The sequence below is a fragment of the Pseudovibrio ascidiaceicola genome (assembly GCF_900114245.1).
Taxonomy (GTDB): domain Bacteria; phylum Pseudomonadota; class Alphaproteobacteria; order Rhizobiales; family Stappiaceae; genus Pseudovibrio; species Pseudovibrio ascidiaceicola.
Genome location: NZ_FOSK01000014.1, coordinates 98,261 through 118,713, shown reverse-complemented (window position 1 = coordinate 118,713; position 20,453 = coordinate 98,261). Strand labels below are relative to the sequence as shown.

Below are 20,453 nucleotides of genomic sequence, written 5' to 3'. Positions count from 1 at the left end.
CCGTATTTATACTTAATTTGAGTCGGCTTGGCTACGTATTCCATTTGCACTCGCATAAAAGTTGATCAGACGTGATGCTCTCAAAGACACTGATATAAATGTCGTAGGGGTCATCCCGATCTGACGCATATCTCCTATTTCTGAACGTAAAACCTCTCCAAATTGTTGGTAGGACAATGCAAAGAGTTGAGCAAAACACTTTGTTTCATTTGGCATTTTGATTGGGAGAGACCTGTTTCAGTGAGTGATACAACTTTCATCCTCCGCTTCACCTGTGTGGATCAACCAGGTATCGTCTCGACAGTGACGTCAGCCCTGGCCGCGCGTGGTGCAAATATTGTCGAAGCGAACCAGTTTTGTGATCGCAAGACAAACCAGTTCTTCCTGCGGGTTGCCGTGCGTGTGCCGGAGCACATCGACAAAGCAGCTCTTGAACTGGCCCTGTCGCCTGCCGTTGACCGATTCAAAATGCGGCTGAAAGTGGAAGATTTCTCACGTCGTCCCAAGGTCATCATCATGGTCTCCAGATTTGACCATGCGCTGCTGCATCTGCTTTACCAGATCAAAGTGGGCTGGCTTGATGCTGATGTTGTTGCCATCGTGTCCAACCACGCGGATAGCCAAGGCGTTGCGGAGCACGAAGGTATCCCGTTTTATCACTGGCCTATCACTAAGGCGAGCAAGCTTGAGCAGGAAGCCAAGCTGAGTGATCTCATTGAAAAAACGAATGCGGAGCTGGTTATCCTTGCACGTTATATGCAGGTGCTGACCGATGAGATGTCCAGCAAGTTCTTTGGCATGATCATCAACATCCACCATTCGTTCCTGCCAAGCTTTAAAGGGGCAAAGCCCTATCATCAGGCCCATGATCGCGGAGTAAAACTGATAGGTGCGACGGCTCACTATGTGACGCCGGATCTGGATGAAGGACCGATCATTGAGCAGGAAACTGAACGGGTGACGCATGGCATGACTGCCGAAGATTTTGTAGCAGCTGGCCGGGATATTGAATCTCGCGTGCTTGCGCGGGCTGTCAAATACCATCTGGAAGGCCGTGTCATGCTCAACAACAACAGCACGGTGGTCTTTACCTCCTAAGGCCAGCTCACAACGCCAACACTGCTCTGCCAACGTACCGAGAATTCATAGAAGTAAAGGATCGAAAACATGTCCGCATTCCCTAACAAAGCGAAAGTTGTGATTGTTGGCGCAGGCGGCATTGTTGGAGCTTCCGTCATTCATCATCTCATTGAAAATGGCTGGGACGATATTGTTGGTATCGATAAGTCCGGCATTCCGACAGATATCGGGTCAACGGCTCACGCCTCGGATTTTTGTTATGCCACCAGCCATGATCTTCTGACGTGCTGGACCACCATGTACTCGATGGATTTTTATGAGAAAATGGGTCACTACGCCCGCATCGGCGGATTGGAAGTTGCGCGTGTGGGTGATGATGAGCGCATGGCCGAGCTCAAGCGCCGGGTGGATTCAAGCAAAGCCTTTGGCACCAATGTCAACATCATCAGTGCCGCTGAAGCCAAAGAGAAGTTTCCACTTTTGGAGGAAGATCAAATCCAGGGTGCCTTATGGGATCCTGATGCTGGCCTTGTCGTTCCGCGCTCGCAAACTGTTGCGGGCAAGCTCATTGATCAGGGTGAGGCAACCGGTAAGCTCAGGATCTTTGCCAACACGTCGGCGTTGGAGCTCATCACAGATAATGGCCGTATCACGGGCGTGAAGACAGAGCGCGGGACCATCCATGCAGATCATGTTGTTGTGTGCGCTGGTCTTTGGGGACGTCTCATTGCGGAGATGGCAGGCGAGGATTTGCCTGTCATGCCAGTGGACCATCCCCTCACCTTCTTCGGTCCTTACAACGAGTTTGAAGGCACTGGCGCTGAGATCGGTATGCCTTTGCTGCGGGATCAGGGCAACTCTGCCTATATGCGTGATACAGGTGACCCGAAGAGCACTGAAGGTGGTCAGATTGAATGGGGCTACTATTACGAGGAAAACCCACGTCTCGTGCATCCGCGTGACATTTTAGAAAAAGACCAGGCCCGTTTGTCTCCCTCCCAGCGAGATCTGGTGCTTGAGGATGTGATTGAGCCGCTGGAAAAGGCGATGGAACTGACGCCGGTTCTGGCTGAGCTCGGGTTCAATGAAAGCCATTCCTTCAACGGGCTTTTGCAAGCCTCAGTTGATGGCGGTCCCTCCATGGGAGAAAGTCGGAAGCTGCGCGGGCTTTGGTATGCGGTTGGCATCTGGATCAAAGACGGCCCCGGCATGGGCAAGCTCATTGCGGACTGGATGACTTATGGCAAGACCCATGTGGATCACAACTCGGTGGACTTCTCTCGTTTCAACGAGTTCCAGCTGAAAGAGCAATACATCCATGATCGGTGCTGGGAGACTGCGAAGAAGATCTATAATCCGCCGGTCCATCCTCGTGAACCTTTCGCCAATGCCCGTGGTATCCGACGCTCACCGTTTTATGAGCGGGAGGTTGAGCTGGGCGGTTACTTCATGGAACTTGGGGGCTGGGAACGTGCTCACGGTTATGCTGCCAATGAGCACTTGCTGAACAAGCATGGCAACCGTGTTCCTGAGCGTGAGAACGAATGGGACAGCCGCCATTTCTGGCGTGTTTCCAATGCTGAGCATCTGGAGATGAGTGAGGATTGCGGCATCATTAATCTCTCTCATTTCCACATGACTGACATTTCCGGTCCGGATCACGTTGCGCTGATGGAGTGGCTGTGTGCCGCAAAAATCGGCGGTGACAAGAATATCGGCAAAGGCATTTACACGCACATGCTGGATGATGATGGCCATGTGCGTGCTGATTTCACGGTGTTTCGTATGGAAGACCGGTGCCGACTGGTGAATGGAGCAGATGCTGGACCGCGTGATCTTGTCTATATGCAGCGTGTTGCAGATGATAATGGCTGGAATGTCTCCATCACAGATGTGAGTGAGGATTACACGACCATTGGTATCTGGGGGCCAAACGCTCGTGAAAACCTACAGAAAGTCGTTGAGGACCCTGACGCTCTTACAGCAGAAAACTTCCCGTTTGCAGCTATTCGCGAGATCACTATTGCTGGCAAAACCGTCTCTGCCTTCCGCATCTCTTATGTGGGTGAGCAAGGGTGGGAGCTGCATATGCGCTATGAAGACGGTTTGGCTGTCTGGGATGCTTTGCGCGAGATCGGCGTGATTGCGGTGGGTGTCGAGACCTATGCAAACTCACGGCGATTGGAGAAGTCATTACGCTTGCAAAATGCGGACTTGCACACACAGTACAACCTTTTTGAAGCCGATCTCTCCCGGCCAAAGGTGAAGGCCGCAGACTTTCGCGGTAAAGACAAGCACGTGGAGTACCGCGCCCGTGAGGCTCAGCCTGCCATGTTGTGTACACTGGTGATGACCGACAATACTGATAAAGACGGCGTTGCGCGGTACCCCGTTGGCAACCTGCCTATTATGCATCCGGACACAGGCGAGACGCTCATGGATGAACTGGGACGGCGGTCTTACACAACGTCCATCGCCTACGGCCCGAGCATCGGGAAAAATATCGCCCTCGCCTATCTGCCGCAGGAGTACTGTGAGGAAGGGAAAAAGCTGGAGGTTTCCTACTTCGATGAAATCTATCCGGTTGAAGTCGCCGGAGTGGGATATGCGCCGCTTTACGATCCTGAGAACCTGAAGCCACGCAGTTAGAGCTTGTTAAGTAGACAAGCAATGGCCCCGGACCTGATTAAGGTCCGGGGCCAATTTTTATTCTTGCACAGTGTACTCAGCGTCTGGATCGACGTCGTTTATTTAAGCGTGTTCAGCTTCTGGTGCGCTTACTGCGGCTTTCTTGTTGTGAAAGATGAAGCCGATGAAATTCAAGAGGAGCTGAGCTGCAAGAATTTGCGTGGATTCAGATGGGTCATAAGCTGGGGCTACTTCTACGAGGTCCATGCCAACTACGTCTCCGCGTTTGCTGAGGCCCTGCAGAATTTCGAGAACGTCATAATATTGGAAGCCACCATGACTAGGGGTGCCTGTGCCTGATGCAATAGATGGGCAGAACGCATCGATATCAACGGTCACATAGTAACGTGCGCCTGCCGGAATGCGTTCCAGCACAGCTTCAGCTCCCAGCTCCCTCACCTGACGGACCGACAGAATGTCAGAGCCTCTTGCGCGGGCATCGTCATACCCTTCCTTAGCCGTGGAGGATACATTGCGAATACCCAGCTGGGTCATTCCTGAGACGTAGTCTTTTTCAATCGCACGGCGCATAGGATTGCCATGCCCCTCTGTCACGCCATGGCGTTCATCAACGAAATCAAGGTGTGCGTCGATCTGAATGACATGGATCGGGCCTTTTTCAGCACAGTCTTCCTCAAAGGCTCGGATGCATGGGATATTGATGGAATGGTCGCCGCCGATCACCACAGGAAGCGCACCAGCATCAAGGATTTTCTTGACCCCAAACTCGATGTTCGCATGGCTCTCAATGGTCTTGGTGTGGATAATGTCCGCGTCCCCAATATCAACGATACGGACATCGCTGCTCAGATAAGTTGCATCGTCTTCATGATCGTACGCACCAGCATGGCCGAATGAAAACAGCGTGGACGCTTCACGCACAGAACGTGGTCCAAAACGTGCGCCTGAGCGCCATTGTGCGCCAAAGTCAAACGGTGCGCCCAGAACTGCTACATCCGCATCAATTTGATCCCAATCGGACACATATTCTTTTTTTCCGAAAGTCGAAATTCCAACAAATGGCAGGTTGAGACGCCCGGATTTATAGCCGTGATCAGACATATTTCTTCTCCATTATTTCATTATCTGTAGGCGAGTTCTGGCAAGAACAACGCAATTTGTGGGAATGCCATCACAAGCCCTGTTGTCAGCAGCAAGATCAACAAGAATGGGGGAACTCCGCGGACGACATCCACAAATGGTCGGCGGAAAACAGCAATTGCCGTGAACAGATTGCACCCGAATGGCGGTGTGGCGGCACCAATGGCAACCTGCAGTGTGATGAGCACTCCAACCAGCACCGGATCAAGACCGGTCGATTTGATCAGTGGCGCAAAGATTGGCACTAAAATCAAAATCACTACGATAGAGTCGACAAACATACAGCCGATGAAGAAGGCCAGAATGATCGCCGTCAGCGTCATTATCGGTCCAGCCTCATTGAGCCCGAGCGAACTGATGATTGTCTGAGGCACTTGTGCGAAGGATAGCGTCCAGGAGAAGGCCGCGCCCGCTGCGATCAGGATGAACACCACGGACGTGATGGCCCCCGTCGACAAAGCGATATCCGGCAGATCGCGAAGGCGGATGGATCTGAAGATCAAAGCTTCCAGAACAACGGCGTACAGCACACAGATGGCAGCGGCTTCTGTTGGAGAAAAGACACCACCATAAATTCCGCCAACGATGATCAGCGGAAAACCCATGGGCCAGAGCGCACGCCTTACCGCATCAAACCGCTCTCCCCAGCCAGATCTTTCCAGCACTGGGATATCGTGTCTATACGCATGCCACATGCAATAGGCAGAGAAGAACGCCACGATGATGAGACCTGGGACGATGCCAGCGATGAATAGCTGTGAGATCGACGTGCCGGACACAACGCCATAGATGATCATACCGATTGATGGCGGGATGAGATAAGCCAGATCAGCGGCGTTGACGATCAACCCAATGGTGAAACTGTCTGAGTAGCCAGATTTCAGCATACGTGGCCGCATCGCGCCGCCAACCGCAACGACGGTTGCCTGCGTGGAGCCACAGACTGCTCCGAAAAGCGCGCAGGCACTGGTCACCGAGATGGCCAATCCGCCCTTGATGTGCCCCATAAAGCGCATCACCACATCAATCAGGCGATCGGCAGAATGACCGCGTGTAATGATATCAGCGGCAAGGATGAACATTGGGACTGCGACCAAGGCAGAGGGTTTGACCCCACCTATCATCTGCTGGACCAGTATCTGCGGACTAAAGTTTGGGAAGTAGATCAGGAACCCGATAAAGGCTGCCGAGATCAACGGCATTTTCATCGGGAATCCGAACAGCAGCAGAACGACCATGACCGTTAGCATGAGCTCTGTCATTTTGCGGTCTCCTCTTCCTTCTCAACGAAGCGCGCGACTGCGGCGGCCGTTTCCGGATCCTCATAGCTGTCGACCTCCAGATAGGAGACGTAGATTTCCTCTTCCGACAGATTGAGGTTTCTCAGAGCTGTTAAGAGATATTGGAGGGTTGCTAAGCCCAACCCGATAACCACCCAGATGTAAGTCAGATAAAGCGGCACCTGCAGTGCAGGCGTGACCCGGCCCCGGCTGGCAACTTTCGCTACATATTCAACGGCATACCAGGTCAGCGTCGCCATCATGGCTGCAGTTGTTATGGTGATCAAAATCATCAGGATCTTACGAAGCTTCTGAGGCAGAGCATCATAGATGGCCGACATGCGGATATGGATGCCCTTTCGCGTGGCGTAACCCAGCCCCATGAAGGTGATGATGACGATCAGAAACTCATTGAGCTCTTCGGAGAAATAGATCGACTGGTGAAAGACGTAGCGCCCGAACACATTTGCGATGGTGTTGACGGCCATGGCGATAACGCCCCAACTGAGGATGAAGACCTCAATCTTGCTAATCACACCGTCAACTTTCCCGAGGAGCTTAAAGGGGACAGAACGGGGTTCCATCTTTACCCTCCTCCAGTGTACCCACACCCCACCTTCAGAGATGAGATGTGGGGCTTCCTATTATTGGTGAGTTGATGCAATCTCAGTTTTCAGGGTCTTCAACAGCTCTTCGCCGCGAGATCCGGCAGCGTCTACATAGGCACTGGCCGTTGCTTCACTGCGAGCGCGGAAGACATTGCGTTCTTCCTCTGAAAGGACCACCAGATTGATCTCAGGCTTGTTTGACTTAATGGTGTCGAGACGTTTCTGGTTGAAATCAGAGACCACGCCGTCAATGAAACCCGACATTCCAGCCATAGTTTCTCTCACAAGCTTCTGACGGTCTGGAGAGAGCGTTTCGAACCAATCCGTACCGGCAACAACGGTGGTGACGAGTTCCTGTTCACCAGCCCAGATCAGGTAATCTGTAACCTCATAGAACTTCATCTCTTCGATGGTAGGAACCGGGTTTACCTGACCGTCTACTGCTCCAAGCTGCAGAGCGCCAAAGACCTCACCAAATGGCAGCGGCGTTGGGCTTGCACCCATATTCTTGTAGGTCTCCAGCAGGATCGGAGAGACCATGACGCGCATTTTGAAGTTCGAGAAGTCGTCTGGATTGCGAATTTCTTTGTTGGTGGTCCAGACCTGAGGTCCTTCTGAATACATGGTCAGGACTTCCAGACCGCGCTTGCGGAAATCCTGGTTCAGATCACCATAAATGGTCTCGGAATTGCTCAGAATGTTCGAGACTGCTTTGGCATCAGATGGAAAGAGATATGGCAACAGGAAAATCTGACTTTCCGGGACGATAGTGCCCAGATTGCCTATGGATACGTTGGTGAACTGAATGAGACCGTCCGTGGCCTGTTCTACCGTATCAGTTGGCGTGCCAAGCGTTCCCATCGGGTAGATCGTGATGGTCACGTCTCCATCGGTCTTGGTTTCGATGCGCTTCTTAAACTCCTGCGCATAGGCATCCATGATGGAGCCTGGAATTTCCTCGATGGCGAATTTCCAGTCTTCTGCATAAGCGCTCAGCGGGACTGTGCCCAGAACCATTGCAGCTGTTAGTGTCTTTAGCGATTTAAGAATTGAGTTCATTTCATCCTCCCACAGAACTGGTTCCCAATCTTCCTCGCTGCTAGCACACTAGATGTTGAACCTAGAAAAAATATCAAATAAGTTATGTTTACATGAAATATATCAATGTAATTAAATTAGCTGAGAACAGGAAGATCATTAGATGAAACTTCTCCGAAACAATCTGCTCGAAGCATTTTGTGCTGTCGTGGAATGTGGTGGTTTTTCGGAGGCGCAGTTCAGGCTGGGCATATCTCAATCCGCGATCAGCTGCCGTATTCGGGATCTTGAACTTGCTCTTGGTTATCGCGTCTGTGAACGTGGTCGCAGTGGCTTCCAGCTCACGGAGCGCGGTAAGATTGCCTATGAGAAGGCCTGCGAAATCATCCGCCTTGTAGAAGACTTTGATGCCGAATTGCTTGAGTTGCGCGGCACGATCACCGGACAGCTGCGCATTGGCATTGTCGACACGGTCATCAGCCTTCCGGGATTTCCGCTTGTCCCCGCCTTGCAGCGGTTTTTCTCAAAGGAGAACGACGTCAATCTGGAGCTGGTTGTTGCTTCTCCAAACGACTTGAAGGAAGGCTTGATAACGGGAAGTCTGCACATCGCGATTGCGCCGTTTAAACGAAAACGCGATGAGCTTGAGTACATCAAGGTCTGCAGTGAAAATCACTATATGTATTGCGGCAAAGCGCATGAGCTGTTTGCCTGTGACACCGATGAAATCTCGCCGGATATCCTGAATAATCACGCTGTGTGTCAGCGCTCTTACGACATGATTGTAGCGCGGGATGCCAAAGCCCCAGAGCCCAAAGCAATTGTTACGAACATGGAAGCGGCGGCAGCTCTCATCTTGAGCGGCAAGTTTCTCGGCGTCTTACCCGATCATTATGCCACCCAATGGGTCAAAACAGGAGAAATGCGCCTTCTGGAACATCCTGACCTGACATGGACATCAGAGTTTTACATCGCGTCCCGCAAGTCCCAAGCACACAGACAGGCTGTTGAGTGGTTCATCAAGGCATTGCTGCATGGATTGTAGGCGTTAGAGGTCAAACGCTGGATAGCAGGATGCTTGTTTCGCTGTTCATGACGCCTTCGATGAGGCGGACTTCGCGCAGGACGCGGTCGAATTCTGAGAGGTTTTCGACGCGGATATCTGTGACTAGATCCCATTTGCCGCTTGTGGTGTGGAGGACTTGCAGCTCAGGCAGACCGCGCAGTTTGCGGATGACCTGGGTGGTGTTTCGTCCCATCACTTCGATCATCATGACAGCTCTGATTTCGCCGCTGTCATAATCTTCTCGCACTCGTGCCGTAAAACCAAGCAGAGCCCCTGTTTCCAGCAGGCGGTCCATGCGTGTTTGTACAGTTGCGCGTGAGACGCCCATAATCTGTGAGAGTTTGGAGACTGGAGCACGGCCATCCAAACGCAGAAGGCTGATTAATTGCCTGTCGAGTTCATCATAAATATGTTTCGCTGTATGGTTTTGCTTCATAAGTGCTCTCAACCAATAAATTTAGCAATAATATAAAATTTGCCTAGCAATCTGTCAAAAACTATCTCTCATACTTAGCAAGATTGATATGTTTTTTGCAATTTGTACAGTTAATACTAGGGAAACTGTAATTACTTGAGGAAAGCTCATGTCAGCCCCTGCCCCGTCAGAACTCGCGTTTGTTCCATTTGTCAGTGTCGACAATATGATGAAGCTGGTCCATCGCATTGGCATTGAGACCATGCTCTCTGGCATCGCCTACTATGTGGAAGAAGATTTTCGCCGGTGGGAGTTGTTTGATAAGACACCCCGGGTGGCTTCTCACTCCAAAGAAGGTGTGATTGAGCTGATGCCAACCTCCGATGGTGAGACATACGGCTTCAAGTACGTCAACGGACACCCAAAGAACACAAAAGAAGGCCTGCAGACCGTTACTGCATTTGGTCTTCTGGCAGATGTTTATACCGGTTATCCGGTCCTTGTGACTGAAATGACCGTGCTGACTGCCCTGCGTACAGCGGCGACCTCTGCAGTGGTGGCAAAGTATCTTGCCCCTAAAGGCGCCCATACCATGGCGATGATCGGCAATGGGGCTCAGTCAGAATTCCAAGCTCTGGCAATGAAGGAAATCTGCGGGATCAACACGCTGCGGCTTTATGATGTAGATCCTAAAGCAACAGAGAAACTCATGCGTAATCTGGAGGGTCGCGGACTGACCCTGCAGGCCTGTAAAAGCGCAGAAGAAGCAGCTTTGGGCGCGCAGATCATCACAACTTGTACTGCAGACAAACAGAATGCCACCGTGCTTTCCGACAATATGGTTGGCACTGGCGTACATATCAACGCGATTGGTGGCGATTGCCCCGGCAAGACAGAACTTGCCAGTGGCATTCTGACCCGCTCTGATGTCTTCGTTGAGTATCCGCCTCAGACACGCATTGAAGGCGAAATTCAGCAGATGCCTGAAGATTTCCCTGTCACTGAGATCTGGAAAGTTATTACGGGTCAGGCTGAGGGCCGCAAAGACGAGCGTCAGATCACCTTGTTTGACGGTGTAGGCTTTGCAACTGAGGACTTCTCCGCACTTCGCTACGTGCGTGATCAGCTTAAAGGTACTGGTTTGTACCATGACCTGGATATGCTGGCTGATCCTGATGATCCACGTGACCTGTTTGGCATGGTGATGCGTGCAGAACCGGAAAACGGAGACGCTGCATGAACCGCACATCCGTTCAGGCGCCCGGCGCCGTCGTCATGGTTCGCCCGCACCACTTTTCAGTGAATGCTGAGACTGCAGCTGACAACGCGTTTCAGGCTGAGGTCACAACAGATTCAAAGCATGCCAAACAAGCGTATGATGAGCATACTGCAATGGTGGAGCAGCTTGAATCTCATGGCGTTCGTGTTCATGTTTTTGAGGGTGATACCCCGGGCCTTCCCGATTGTGTGTTCCCAAATAACTGGTTCTCTACGCATGCTGGTGGGCACGTTGCGATTTTCCCGATGAAAGCGGAAAACCGTCGTTTGGAGCGTCGTCACGACATTCTTGAAATGCTGAAGTCCGACTATCGTGTTCAGGATGTCATCGACTATTCCGGCCTTGAGCAGGATGGGCTTTATCTTGAAGGAACTGGCGCAATGGTGCTCGATCACATTGATCGTGTTGCCTATGCGGTGGAAAGCGACAGAACCAATCCAATTGCACTGGAGCGTTTTTGCACGCACTTCAACTTTGAGCCAATGGTGTTCGCTGCTGAAGATGACAAAGGCACGTCGATCTACCACACCAACGTGCTGATGTGCGTTGGGACCAACTTTGCACTGATCGGTACGGATATGATCACGGATACGGCGCGACGGTCAGAAGTTGTGGCACGCCTTGAGGCGACAGGTCGTGACGTGATTGAGCTGAGTAATGCTCAGATCTCAGGTTTTGCCGGGAATGCAATTGAGCTGATGGGCAAGGCTGGCCCCCTACTCGCACTTTCGCAAACTGCCTACGATATTCTGACTGAAGAGCAACGCGACAGGATCTCTGCATCCGCGACCCTGGTGCCGCTTGCTATCCCAACACTTGAACTGGCTGGCGGTTCTGTACGCTGCACAATTGCAGGTCTTCACCTGTCACCGCGCAGCTAATTCCAGCGAAACGAGATACGCCCGCCAGAGAAGCTCCGGCGGGCGTATTTACATCATTTGTAGAGATTATCTGAAGTCAGATGAGCAACGTTTCTTTCTTCGGGACGTCCTGAGTGTGTTTTACGACGCGCGGATTGCGTTGCCCCCAATCTGTATAGAGATCAGCCATGATAGTTCCAGAGGACGCCTCCGCCATTTGGGTTGTGATTTCAGCGGATTGCTGGCGACCAAACAAGACCACTTCCTCTCCCAATGCAACGCCAGTCAGATCTGTGACATCCACGACGATGGTGTTCATGGAAATTTTCCCCAGAACCGGCTGTTTTCTGCCCTGAATGAGGACGCTGCTTAGCCCAGCAAAGCGCCGCAGATATCCATTGGCGTATCCTAATGATACTGTCGCAAGCCGCTTGTCTTCATTCAGCACCGTCGCACGGTCATAACCAATCGTGCTGCCAGCGGGGAACTCTCCAAGGCTTATGACTCTTGCCTTTAATGTCATGGTGGTTTTGAAGCCAAGTTCTGACTTTACAATTCCGTATAACACCGCTCCACAGCGCATCATGTCTGAGTGAGGATTACATGGTGAGACAAGTGTCAGTGTGCTACCGGCATGCACCAGCAAGTTTTCACGTTGCAATGAGGTGTTGGCGACCACCCAATCCACATCCTTATGAAACCGTGCGATGCTCGTCTCAAGATCCTCAGGCAGATTTGAGGGAAAATGGGTACTCACGCCAATGATGTGCGGCCCCAGCAAATCTACAATACGCTTGCAAACCTCTTTGCCCTTCGGGGAGGAAAGCTCCAAGCCATCCCGCGACATTCCCCCTGCATTTAATGAGAGATGGTAGTTTGCAGGTGCACTGTTGGTTCTTCGGACACTCGCAAGTTCCAATGCCCCCTCCAGACTGCCCACTTGCTCCTGGACCTGAAGAGGCAAAGCAGCTTCTGCTTCATCACGAGTTGTTGCCCGCAACCGGAGCAAATCACCTTTGTAACCCGTATCACGAACAGTCTGTGCCTCTGCGTTGGACGTGATGCCAACATAACGAACATTGTTGCGTTGGATGATGGGCATTACGTTTGCAATACCATGTCCGTAGGCATCCGCTTTAACAACTGCACAAAACTTGGTTTTGTCGGGTAAGAGCCCGAGCGCAATCTTTAAATTCGCTTCAATTTGGGTGCACGAAATCTCGCACCAAGAGGAATACATTGGTGTTGCCATCTTCATATATGCCGATGTGAAAGTAATATTGGTGAGTTGCCTCAGCTCATTAGAGTGAGCTGAGGCAAAACTCTGATCAGCCGAACACCAGTTCTGGCAACCATAGAGCAACCTGCGGAATAAAGGTTGTGATTACCAGTGTTGGCAGCCAAGCAAACGCGATCATTATCAGTGTCGGCTTCATCATCTTGTTGACCGGGGCGTCCGTCACGCGAGCACCAAGGTAAAGCAGTGGTGCTGTTGGCGGCGTGATGTTTGCCATGCCCAGATTGACGCCAAGCACCGCTGCAAAATGAACTGGCTCCATACCGACACTTTGTACGATTGGCAGCAAAAGCGGCGCGGACAACAGCAAGCCGGAAATATCATCCATCAACATGCCAATGAGGATCATGACCAGATTGACCATAAGCAAAATGATGATCGGATTGTCAGAAACTGAATAGATCAGATCCTTTGCCATTGCCGGAATGTTCTCAAACACCAGAAACTGACTGACAATGAGCACCATAAGCACCATCATCATGACAACGCCGATGGTTGTGCCGGCATAGCGCAATGTTGGGAAGAAGTTCTCTCTATCAAGACCACGGTAGATAAAGAAACCGATTGGAATTGCGTAGATCACAGCAACACCAGCAGCTTCTGTTGGCGTCATAACACCACCATAGATGCCACCCAGAATGATAACAGGCATCAACAGAGCGGGCATGGCTTTGAAGCTTCGGGTGCGCAGTTCAAACGCGAACTTTCCGCCAACGCGTTCGGTCTTCAGATCCTTCACATTCCGCAGCATCACGAAGTTCACGATGCAAAGGAAACCAATGAGGATGACCCCGGGAACAACGGTCGCCAAAAAGCACTTGAGCACGGATTGCTGCGTGGTCCAGGCATAGAGAATTTGTGAGGAGCTTGGTGGGATCAGCAGGCCTAACGGACTCGCACTCACAATCAGCGCCGCAGCCATCCCTTCCGGATAGTTGGCTTTGCGCAGATGCGGCATCATGATGGAGCCGATGCAGGTCAATGTTGCTGCTGCTGAGCCGGAGATGGCTCCGAAGATACCACTTGCAACAACTGCAGCTGCGCTCAATCCACCCCGGACATTGCCCACCATAAGCTCAGCAAGGGACACCAAAGGAGCTGCGATACGGCCTCGTTCCATGATCGCGCCAGCCAGAATGAACAGTGGGATTGCGAGCAGAACCAGAGAGCTCACCTTCCAGTGCCCAGTTGGCATGAAGCCACTGACATCATGGCCACCAAACACTGCAATGAACAGCAGAACCGCGCCAAAGGACATTGGAACACTGACACCAATCACCAGCATGAGGCAGATTAGAATAAGGCTTCCCAGAATAATCATAGTGCTGGCTCTTTTGTTTTTGTTGTCTCTGGCATGACCGGCTGCAGCAGCACGTTATCGTCCTGTTGCTCACTCGGTTGCACTGCGGATTTGGCGGGGCCTTTGTTGATGAGAACGATCAGATGCAGCAGGCTATAGAAGGCCATGGTTGCAAAGCCGACCAACATGGCAAGACGTGGGACAAAGAACGGAATTCGAAGAGCAATTGTTGCGCGCCATCGGGGATAGCTGTCGATCTCGTCAATGATCATAAGCGCCGACCAATAGACCAGTGCCATGGCGATGATGAACTCAATTGCACCGATAATAACGGCCCGCACATGTGCTTTGCGTGGATCCTTGATCACATAGGTCAGCAAGTCTGCATTTACATGAGAGCCATCGTAGGTTCCCATTGCCGCACCGGCGAAATACATCCAGAAACAGATGATCAGCAGCCATTCTTCGTAGGCAAACAGGTCTGAGCCAAATCCGTAGCGGAAGATCACCACGAGAAAGAACGTGCCAGCCATGATGATGCAGCCGATGGCAAGCAACCAGGATTTGATCGTTACCAAGCGGTCGACAAATCGAGACCAGCCTGGTGAGAGGTGTTGTGAGAGTTCAGACATGAATGCTCATAGTTCTGGCTTAACTTCAGGAAAAGGAACGGGCAGCAACAGGCCACCCGTTCGCATAGGTGTCTTCGTGCTTATTTATCTGCCATCAGAGCATCGATGGTGTCTTTGCCAACGATTTCAGAGATTTGTGGCCATACGTCTGCCCGCACCTTTTCAGCGATTGCAGCACGGTCTTCATCAGAAACAGTCACAACCTGATAGCCGCTTTCCTGAAGCTTCGTGACGTATTGTGCTTCATTGTTTCGGCCCCAGGCAGCATAATCACGTGCCGCTTTGTCAAAAGCTGACTGGACAGCGGACTGCTGCTCTTGGGAGAGTTTGTCCCATGTACGGCTGGAGGCGTAATAGGTCGTGTTCTCAACCACTGCATTGTATGGGATGAAGGCTTTACCAACATCAGAGGTTGCAAAGGCGCTGTAAGCCAGCTGCGCTGTGCAGCAAATTGCACCATCAACCGTGCCCGCCTGAATGGCAGGAAAGACTTCGCCCCAGTTCATCGTGGTGGCTTTAAAGCCGATTGATTCAACGGTCGCTTTGATCACCTGAGAACTCCAGACACGAATGTTCATGCCTTTGTCGCCCGTAGTGCTCGCATTATCTGGCGTATCATTTGCGACCACGCCGATGAACCCTTCTGGTGCGTTGGCCAGAAGCTTGAGACCCAGACCTTCAAGACGCTCCGCAAAGATCTTGTTGAAGGCAGAACCTTTGTTCAGATATACTTTTTCAGCTTCATCCCAACTGCTCACAAGGTATGGCAGGGAGTTGATTTCCAAGACCGGGTCGCTGTGCGCATACACAACAGAATGTACCAGATCCACGTTGCCACGTGCAGCCGCTTCAAACAGCTCCTCACCCGCGCCAAGCTGGCCTGCCGGGAAGACATTTACCTTCAAATCAACATTGGCCGCTTCAATATCATTCTTAATTTGCTCAAGCAGCGTGTTGCCGTAATGCTCGACTGGCACAACACCAGCGAGTTTGAGAGTGGTTGCAGCAGAAACGCCGCTTGTCAGGCTGAGTGTCAGCGCAGTCGCTACTGCGAATTTTGTGAAATTGGTCAAGTGTCTCTCCTCCGGAAAATCGTTTTTTGCGCATGCCGAGTGCTGGTTGTGTGCGCTACCCCTTTTTGCTGCAACTAACAACCTACGCATAAATTCATAGGACCAAGAGTGGACGCATTAAGCAAGTTCATATATTTAATGTAGATATAAATTTGAGTAATGCCCCATGAATAGAACCTCTCTTGAACGCTTCTGTCGAAACCTCGATTGGAACCTGCTTTATACCTTTCTCATTATCGTTGAAGAGAAAGGGGTTACTAAAGCTGCTAAACGATTGCTGCTAACCCAGCCAGCAATCACCAACGCATTGAAACGACTGGAAAATCAATTTGATTGCGTGCTGATAGATCGGAATGCAGGTGAGTTCTCACTGACCAAAGCCGGACAGCTTCTCTATGAAGAATGCTTGGAAATTTATAGCGGGGTTTCACGCATCGCAGCGGTGCTGAAAGACGTGCGGGAGGATGTGACCGGACACGTTTCTATCGCTACGGCAACCCACGCCGAGTCACCTGTGATTGATGCTGCCTTTGTGCGGTTTCACAAGACACATCCTAAGGCAACGCTCTCAATTAAAGTTGCAACAAGCGGTGATGTGGTCACGCAAGTTAAACGCAAAACGGCTTCATGTGGGATCGGCCTCACCACAGCCCGTCAACCTGGCCTGACCTACGAGATTATCTACCGCGAGAGATTTGCGCTTTATTGTGGCCGGCTCAGCCCGCTGTTTGGGCGCGATGATATCCGCAAGGAAGAGCTTGCCCATGAGCCCTATGTGACTTTTCCAACCGATGAACCCGGCGGCGAAATGAGTGAATTTGCCATGGCGCGCAACAAGCTGGGCATTGAGCATTCACCCGTTGGCCGGTCCTATCATTTGGAAGAGTTGCGCCGATTGATCGAAATTGGTGTGGGTGTCGGACCTTTCCCAGTCCATGTGGCGCGGCCTTATGTTGAGGCGAAGCGATTATGGCGCGTTACCGATTTTGCAGATCTGCCGATCTACGACATTGCACTCATCACAAACTCAAAAACTAGGCACAATGCAGCGGAGGCTGCGTTTATTGAGATCCTGCGGGACGAAATTAAAAAGGTGTCTCTGGAAGACAGAAGCTATCTGAACTAGGCTTTATCGCTGGACCAAAACGAACACCCCACCTCAGAGAGAGATGGGGCTACAGGCAATTCAGCGAGCCTTAGTCAGTAAGTCCCAAAAGCTGTTCAATGATTGTTATGAATAGCTCTGCTCCGATTGGTATCAGTGCTTCCGGGAAGTCATAGTCTGGATTGTGCAGTTGTGGCTGAGCTTCTCCAGAACCCAAAAAGAACATCGCAGACTTTGCCCCATCCAATCCAAACCGACCAAAATCCTCGGACCAACGCATCGGATAGTCCAGTTCTCTCAATGGAGTGCCGATCCGCTTCGCAGCCTGAATAATCTGGTCACGACTTTCTGGGTGATTGACACAGGCGAGGAAAATATCGTGCCATGTGATTGCAACATCCAGATCAGGTGTTGCTTGTGCTACAGCCTCTTGCGCTCGGGCAATCATATCTTCCATCAATGCATCACTGATGGACCGCAGTGTCACACGCAGCTCACCGAAACCCGGCGCAATTCCAAACGTCGGCTCGCCCAAGCGGACATGTGTTAATGTGCTGAGTGTGAATTGATCATTCATCTCCCCACCAACACCGAGCTTTACGAGCTGATCCATCAACACGGAGATCGCCGAGGCCGGGGAAAGTCCATCTTCTGGTGCGGCGGCATGCGAGCTCTTACCGCGCAGGTTGATCTGCATTCCACGGGATGCACAGTTGGCATATTCCTGACAAATACTGACTTCACCCAAAGGTCGCCCTGGCAAATTGTGCAGCGAGAACGCAAAATCTGGTCGAAACTCTGCGAAATTCGGATCTTCAATCACAGCCGCAGCCCCTGCTCCAGTTTCTTCAGCTGGCTGGAACATCAACACAACACGCCCTTGCTTTGGGCGCTGACCGGCAAGTAAATGAGCGACACCAAGAACCATGGTCATGTGCCCGTCATGCCCGCACAGATGGCCACGGCCCGGAGTTTGTGAGCGGTACGGAACCTCGGAGATCTCTTCAATCGGCAACCCATCCAGCTCACACCGGATCATCACAGTTGGCCCATCTGCAATACCTCGGTATTCAGCGATTACTCCATAACCACCAAGCCCGGAAACAATACGATCTGCCCCAATTCGCTCGAGTTGCTCAACAATAAAGCGACCAGTTTGCTCTTCTTCACCAGAAGCTTCCGGCGCTTTATGCAGCGTTTGCCGAATATCTGTCAGGTAAGCAACTTGCTCAGCATTCAATTGGAACTGGATCGTATCCAAAATATAAATCTCCACACTAGTAAGCAGATGCACGCACGGAACCAGACTAAGCATCCCAATCCGCTCAGTTCAATCAGCAGGCGTTCTTATCCAACACAATTAGAAATTTGCAAGCACCGCTGATCGGATCTGACTGCATTCGTAACGGTTTACGACTTGAACGCAACTTCAGTTCAAAGTCTTGCAAACCGCATCCCCTTTTCACTCGCTAAAGTCGCAGGCGAACAGGTACGTGGCAAATACATATGCTGTATATTGGTATTCGGCGCTGTTATGGCCGTGTTTATTGAAGACCTACATTTTAGCTGGATGCTCATCTCGGATGAAACATCATTTATTGTCCCGATGTTAAAATCTGCTTCAGTACGGCATTATGACAAAACCAGACTGCTCCAAGATAGGCCGTTCCCTCACAATTGAGTCATTTTATAGGGCACCCAAAAATCTGCCAGTTCACTCGTGTAGAGCCAATAGAACTGTGTCAGAAACAGATAGGCACAAATAAGAGCTGCAGCAGAAAACCTCAATGCGTATCCGCGTATTTGAGAGATGATTATTGGGTAGAATAGAATTTGAACTGGGAGGAAGTACTTTCCGATTCTATCAACGATTACAGCTGAGGGAAGCATCGGCAATAGTAAAAGTGAAAATACAGCAATCCATGCCATCAAGTTCATAACCTTGTCGAACTTTTGGGGAAGCTTCACGTTTTTTCTGATAATCAGGAAACCAGCCGCAGGCAAAGCATTGAATAGTAACCTTATCAGTGCGCCTCGAGATCCGGCAGACGTTTCAACATATCGCAAGACGTAGACCCCGATACGATCAGCCAGCAAGAACTCTATCAGGAGTGCACAGATGGCCAGTATCGCTGGATATAGCAAAATGCGATTTTTTTGCGCGAGTACGAGCCAAAATATCAGGCACATAATAGCGGTTCGATGAAATAATGCCCCCATCAAAATGCAGACTACGAATGTCCACACACGATCTCGCGCCAGAAATGCAAGTCCAATCAAGATGAATCCGAGCGCAGTGGTTTGACGCACGTGGTCCATTGCCATGATCGTCACGATGTGCGGCATTGCAACTGCAACAGCAAGCCAAGGATAAGGCGTTAGAGCAGCGAACATCACTAGTCCAACAACCAAAACCACAGCGCAAAAGAAAAAGACACCAGTAATGCCCAGCCCCATCTGATGGGAGAGCCAATTCAAAAAACCATAACCGGCATCTGTAAAGGCCATTGCTTGTATAAAGGGTAGTTCAGTTATCAATTTGAAGATGTAATTGTACTGTATCCAGTCCTTTCCAACCTCAAAACGAAAACCTATAAAAACGCTCAAGGCAACAGCAAAAGACGCCAGCATAGCCCAGCTTACGACAGATGTGCGTCTGTCAAAAACGGACAGCATACTACCTGAATACACAACCCCACTCATGATGACGTATGGCCACATAGGTCTTATGCCTTTCGCTTTTGCATTCCAGCTGTCTGGTCGGCAGTAAAGCTGACTTTCCTGATTTGCCGCCCCAACTGAGCATCTCCTTCTGCTGGAGAAAAACGCTCAGCACCATTTCCCGGGAAGAATGTCATTTCTCCTAGTTTGAGGCCTGATGGCATGAAATAGAAATCTACGCGGACAAATCCGAAGCCTTTTGAGAGCTGACGTGCTGCCTCAAGAGCTTTATCGAGCAAGACTGGTTTGCGCATTGGGACCGGATTCCGGTCGTAGCACATTGAATATGGGAGAAGCTGCCAGCTCGTATCATACAGTTGTCGGGTATGGTGTGTGTACCGACCATGATCGACTTGAACAGCAAAAGGTTCACCGTCTGCACAAAAGAACTTAAAGTCCTTGGGTGGATTGCCTGTTTCATCACGCAACAACGGTTCTACGATGATCCGTTTGCTAAGCCCCTTATAGTTCGGCTCCCGGCTGCGTTTATAGTAGTCCTCAGAGAACCAACTTCTGAAGACTTCTAAGTCTTCCAAAGAAAAGGCCTTACCGTTCTGGGCGGTTCGGATCAAAGCTTCGCCACTGCCATGTGTCGATTTGGCAATAAGCTCACCTTCGAAATGGAACGCCTCAATATCCCAAGTATTCTTATAGACACCAAGTGTGGGCACAATCAGGTGCTCCATACCGATCTCAGAGAGCCATTTTTTTACTTCTGCCTTGTCTGTCACACGACTTGCGAGTGCAAGGTCCCCCCGAAAAGCCCATTTTTGCGCAAGGATATGCTCATTAAAACTGCGTGGCTTCCGCGGATTCGGGAAATATCCCAAGCGTTTTCGCGCGTTTAAGATAGAAAGTGCGTTGTCCCAGAAATGTCCGGTTGGAAGGAAGTTTTGTAGCTTCATGAGCT

At 50.9% G+C, this 20,453-nt stretch carries 18 protein-coding genes; 6 read left to right on the top strand and 12 right to left on the bottom strand.

Annotated features, from left to right (window positions below; all coding sequences use genetic code 11):
- Positions 1-240: 240 nt before the first annotated feature.
- On the top strand, positions 241-1,098 hold the full coding sequence (gene purU, locus BM231_RS22275) for a formyltetrahydrofolate deformylase (protein WP_093522995.1): 858 nt from the start codon (positions 241-243) through the stop codon (positions 1,096-1,098).
- 69 nt (positions 1,099-1,167) lie between these two features.
- Positions 1,168-3,729: a GcvT family protein gene (locus BM231_RS22270; RefSeq protein ID WP_093522993.1), complete on the top strand. Its 2,562-nt coding sequence runs from the start codon at positions 1,168-1,170 to the stop codon at positions 3,727-3,729.
- Positions 3,730-3,831: 102 nt separating this feature from the next.
- On the opposite strand, the gene speB is transcribed toward BM231_RS22270, so the two are convergent.
- From speB to BM231_RS22250, 4 genes are read right to left on the bottom strand one after another with little or no spacing between them, the layout of a single operon-like run.
- Complete coding sequence (gene speB / locus BM231_RS22265) at positions 3,832-4,830, bottom strand: agmatinase (RefSeq protein WP_093522991.1); 999 nt, start codon at positions 4,828-4,830, stop codon at positions 3,832-3,834.
- A 20-nt stretch (positions 4,831-4,850) separates the two neighbouring features.
- Positions 4,851-6,131, bottom strand: a complete 1,281-nt coding sequence (locus BM231_RS22260; RefSeq protein ID WP_063311047.1) for a TRAP transporter large permease — start codon at positions 6,129-6,131, stop codon at positions 4,851-4,853.
- Positions 6,128-6,733 (bottom strand): TRAP transporter small permease, encoded by a 606-nt coding sequence (locus tag BM231_RS22255; RefSeq protein ID WP_063296878.1) that lies wholly within the window; start codon positions 6,731-6,733, stop codon positions 6,128-6,130. Before BM231_RS22255 ends, BM231_RS22260 begins: the two co-directional genes overlap by 4 nt.
- A gap of 60 nt (positions 6,734-6,793) precedes the next feature.
- Complete coding sequence (locus BM231_RS22250; protein ID WP_093522989.1) at positions 6,794-7,816, bottom strand: TRAP transporter substrate-binding protein; 1,023 nt, start codon at positions 7,814-7,816, stop codon at positions 6,794-6,796.
- A gap of 142 nt (positions 7,817-7,958) precedes the next feature.
- Between BM231_RS22250 and BM231_RS22245 the strand changes: the two genes are divergently transcribed.
- Positions 7,959-8,840 carry a LysR family transcriptional regulator gene (locus BM231_RS22245; protein WP_093522987.1) on the top strand — a complete coding sequence of 294 codons (882 nt, stop codon included), beginning with the start codon at positions 7,959-7,961 and terminating at the stop codon, positions 8,838-8,840.
- Between the two features lie 10 nt (positions 8,841-8,850).
- On the opposite strand, the gene BM231_RS22240 is transcribed toward BM231_RS22245, so the two are convergent.
- Entirely contained in the window at positions 8,851-9,297 is a 447-nt protein-coding gene (locus BM231_RS22240; RefSeq protein ID WP_057465180.1) for an Lrp/AsnC family transcriptional regulator, read from the bottom strand.
- A 148-nt stretch (positions 9,298-9,445) separates the two neighbouring features.
- Between BM231_RS22240 and BM231_RS22235 the strand changes: the two genes are divergently transcribed.
- Together BM231_RS22235 and ctlX are read left to right on the top strand one after the other, a co-directional pair.
- Entirely contained in the window at positions 9,446-10,516 is a 1,071-nt protein-coding gene (locus BM231_RS22235; RefSeq protein WP_093522985.1) for an ornithine cyclodeaminase, read from the top strand.
- Entirely contained in the window at positions 10,513-11,436 is a 924-nt protein-coding gene (gene ctlX, locus BM231_RS22230; protein ID WP_093522983.1) for a citrulline utilization hydrolase CtlX, read from the top strand. The genes BM231_RS22235 and ctlX overlap by 4 nt, the downstream gene beginning before the upstream one ends.
- Positions 11,437-11,512: 76 nt before the next feature.
- Here ctlX and alr read toward each other — a convergent pair whose 3' ends face one another.
- The 4 genes from alr to dctP form a co-directional block, all read right to left on the bottom strand.
- Positions 11,513-12,667: an alanine racemase gene (gene alr / locus BM231_RS22225; RefSeq protein WP_208860571.1), complete on the bottom strand. Its 1,155-nt coding sequence runs from the start codon at positions 12,665-12,667 to the stop codon at positions 11,513-11,515.
- 76 nt (positions 12,668-12,743) lie between these two features.
- The gene (locus BM231_RS22220) at positions 12,744-14,033 is read right to left on the bottom strand and encodes a TRAP transporter large permease (protein WP_093522979.1); all 1,290 of its coding nucleotides are present in this window, start codon (positions 14,031-14,033) and stop codon (positions 12,744-12,746) included.
- Complete coding sequence (locus BM231_RS22215) at positions 14,030-14,644, bottom strand: TRAP transporter small permease (protein WP_093522977.1); 615 nt, start codon at positions 14,642-14,644, stop codon at positions 14,030-14,032. Before BM231_RS22215 ends, BM231_RS22220 begins: the two co-directional genes overlap by 4 nt.
- Before the next feature lie 80 nt (positions 14,645-14,724).
- A complete protein-coding gene (gene dctP, locus BM231_RS22210) occupies positions 14,725-15,717 on the bottom strand; it encodes a TRAP transporter substrate-binding protein DctP (protein ID WP_093522975.1) in 993 nt (330 codons plus the stop codon).
- Positions 15,718-15,883: 166 nt separating this feature from the next.
- Here dctP and BM231_RS22205 point away from each other — a divergent pair, with 166 nt between their 5' ends.
- Positions 15,884-16,843, top strand: a complete 960-nt coding sequence (locus BM231_RS22205; protein ID WP_093522973.1) for a LysR family transcriptional regulator — start codon at positions 15,884-15,886, stop codon at positions 16,841-16,843.
- Positions 16,844-16,913: 70 nt separating this feature from the next.
- Here the strand turns inward: BM231_RS22205 and BM231_RS22200 are convergent, their stop codons facing one another.
- The 3 genes from BM231_RS22200 to BM231_RS22190 form a co-directional block, all read right to left on the bottom strand.
- A complete protein-coding gene (locus tag BM231_RS22200; RefSeq protein ID WP_425287826.1) occupies positions 16,914-18,083 on the bottom strand; it encodes an amidohydrolase in 1,170 nt (389 codons plus the stop codon).
- A 410-nt stretch (positions 18,084-18,493) separates the two neighbouring features.
- Complete coding sequence (locus tag BM231_RS22195; RefSeq protein WP_208860570.1) at positions 18,494-19,453, bottom strand: EpsG family protein; 960 nt, start codon at positions 19,451-19,453, stop codon at positions 18,494-18,496.
- 95 nt (positions 19,454-19,548) lie between these two features.
- Entirely contained in the window at positions 19,549-20,448 is a 900-nt protein-coding gene (locus BM231_RS22190) for an ATP-grasp fold amidoligase family protein (protein WP_093522967.1), read from the bottom strand.
- Positions 20,449-20,453 lie beyond the last annotated feature (5 nt).

What these genes read in the sequence shown, in the direction of transcription:
- BM231_RS22220 (WP_093522979.1), bottom strand. Translation starts at nt 14,033, where the DNA reads ATGATTATTCTGGGAAGCCTTATTCTAATCTGCCTCATGCTGGTGATT.
- BM231_RS22215 (WP_093522977.1), bottom strand. Translation starts at nt 14,644, where the DNA reads ATGTCTGAACTCTCACAACACCTCTCACCAGGCTGGTCTCGATTTGTC.
- BM231_RS22270 (WP_093522993.1), top strand. Translation starts at nt 1,168, where the DNA reads ATGTCCGCATTCCCTAACAAAGCGAAAGTTGTGATTGTTGGCGCAGGC.
- BM231_RS22205 (WP_093522973.1), top strand. Translation starts at nt 15,884, where the DNA reads ATGAATAGAACCTCTCTTGAACGCTTCTGTCGAAACCTCGATTGGAAC.
- BM231_RS22240 (WP_057465180.1), bottom strand. Translation starts at nt 9,297, where the DNA reads ATGAAGCAAAACCATACAGCGAAACATATTTATGATGAACTCGACAGG.
- ctlX (WP_093522983.1), top strand. Translation starts at nt 10,513, where the DNA reads ATGAACCGCACATCCGTTCAGGCGCCCGGCGCCGTCGTCATGGTTCGC.
- speB (WP_093522991.1), bottom strand. Translation starts at nt 4,830, where the DNA reads ATGTCTGATCACGGCTATAAATCCGGGCGTCTCAACCTGCCATTTGTT.
- BM231_RS22195 (WP_208860570.1), bottom strand. Translation starts at nt 19,453, where the DNA reads ATGCTGGCGTCTTTTGCTGTTGCCTTGAGCGTTTTTATAGGTTTTCGT.
- alr (WP_208860571.1), bottom strand. Translation starts at nt 12,667, where the DNA reads ATGGCAACACCAATGTATTCCTCTTGGTGCGAGATTTCGTGCACCCAA.
- BM231_RS22235 (WP_093522985.1), top strand. Translation starts at nt 9,446, where the DNA reads ATGTCAGCCCCTGCCCCGTCAGAACTCGCGTTTGTTCCATTTGTCAGT.
- BM231_RS22255 (WP_063296878.1), bottom strand. Translation starts at nt 6,733, where the DNA reads ATGGAACCCCGTTCTGTCCCCTTTAAGCTCCTCGGGAAAGTTGACGGT.
- BM231_RS22245 (WP_093522987.1), top strand. Translation starts at nt 7,959, where the DNA reads ATGAAACTTCTCCGAAACAATCTGCTCGAAGCATTTTGTGCTGTCGTG.
- BM231_RS22190 (WP_093522967.1), bottom strand. Translation starts at nt 20,448, where the DNA reads ATGAAGCTACAAAACTTCCTTCCAACCGGACATTTCTGGGACAACGCA.
- BM231_RS22250 (WP_093522989.1), bottom strand. Translation starts at nt 7,816, where the DNA reads ATGAACTCAATTCTTAAATCGCTAAAGACACTAACAGCTGCAATGGTT.
- BM231_RS22260 (WP_063311047.1), bottom strand. Translation starts at nt 6,131, where the DNA reads ATGACAGAGCTCATGCTAACGGTCATGGTCGTTCTGCTGCTGTTCGGA.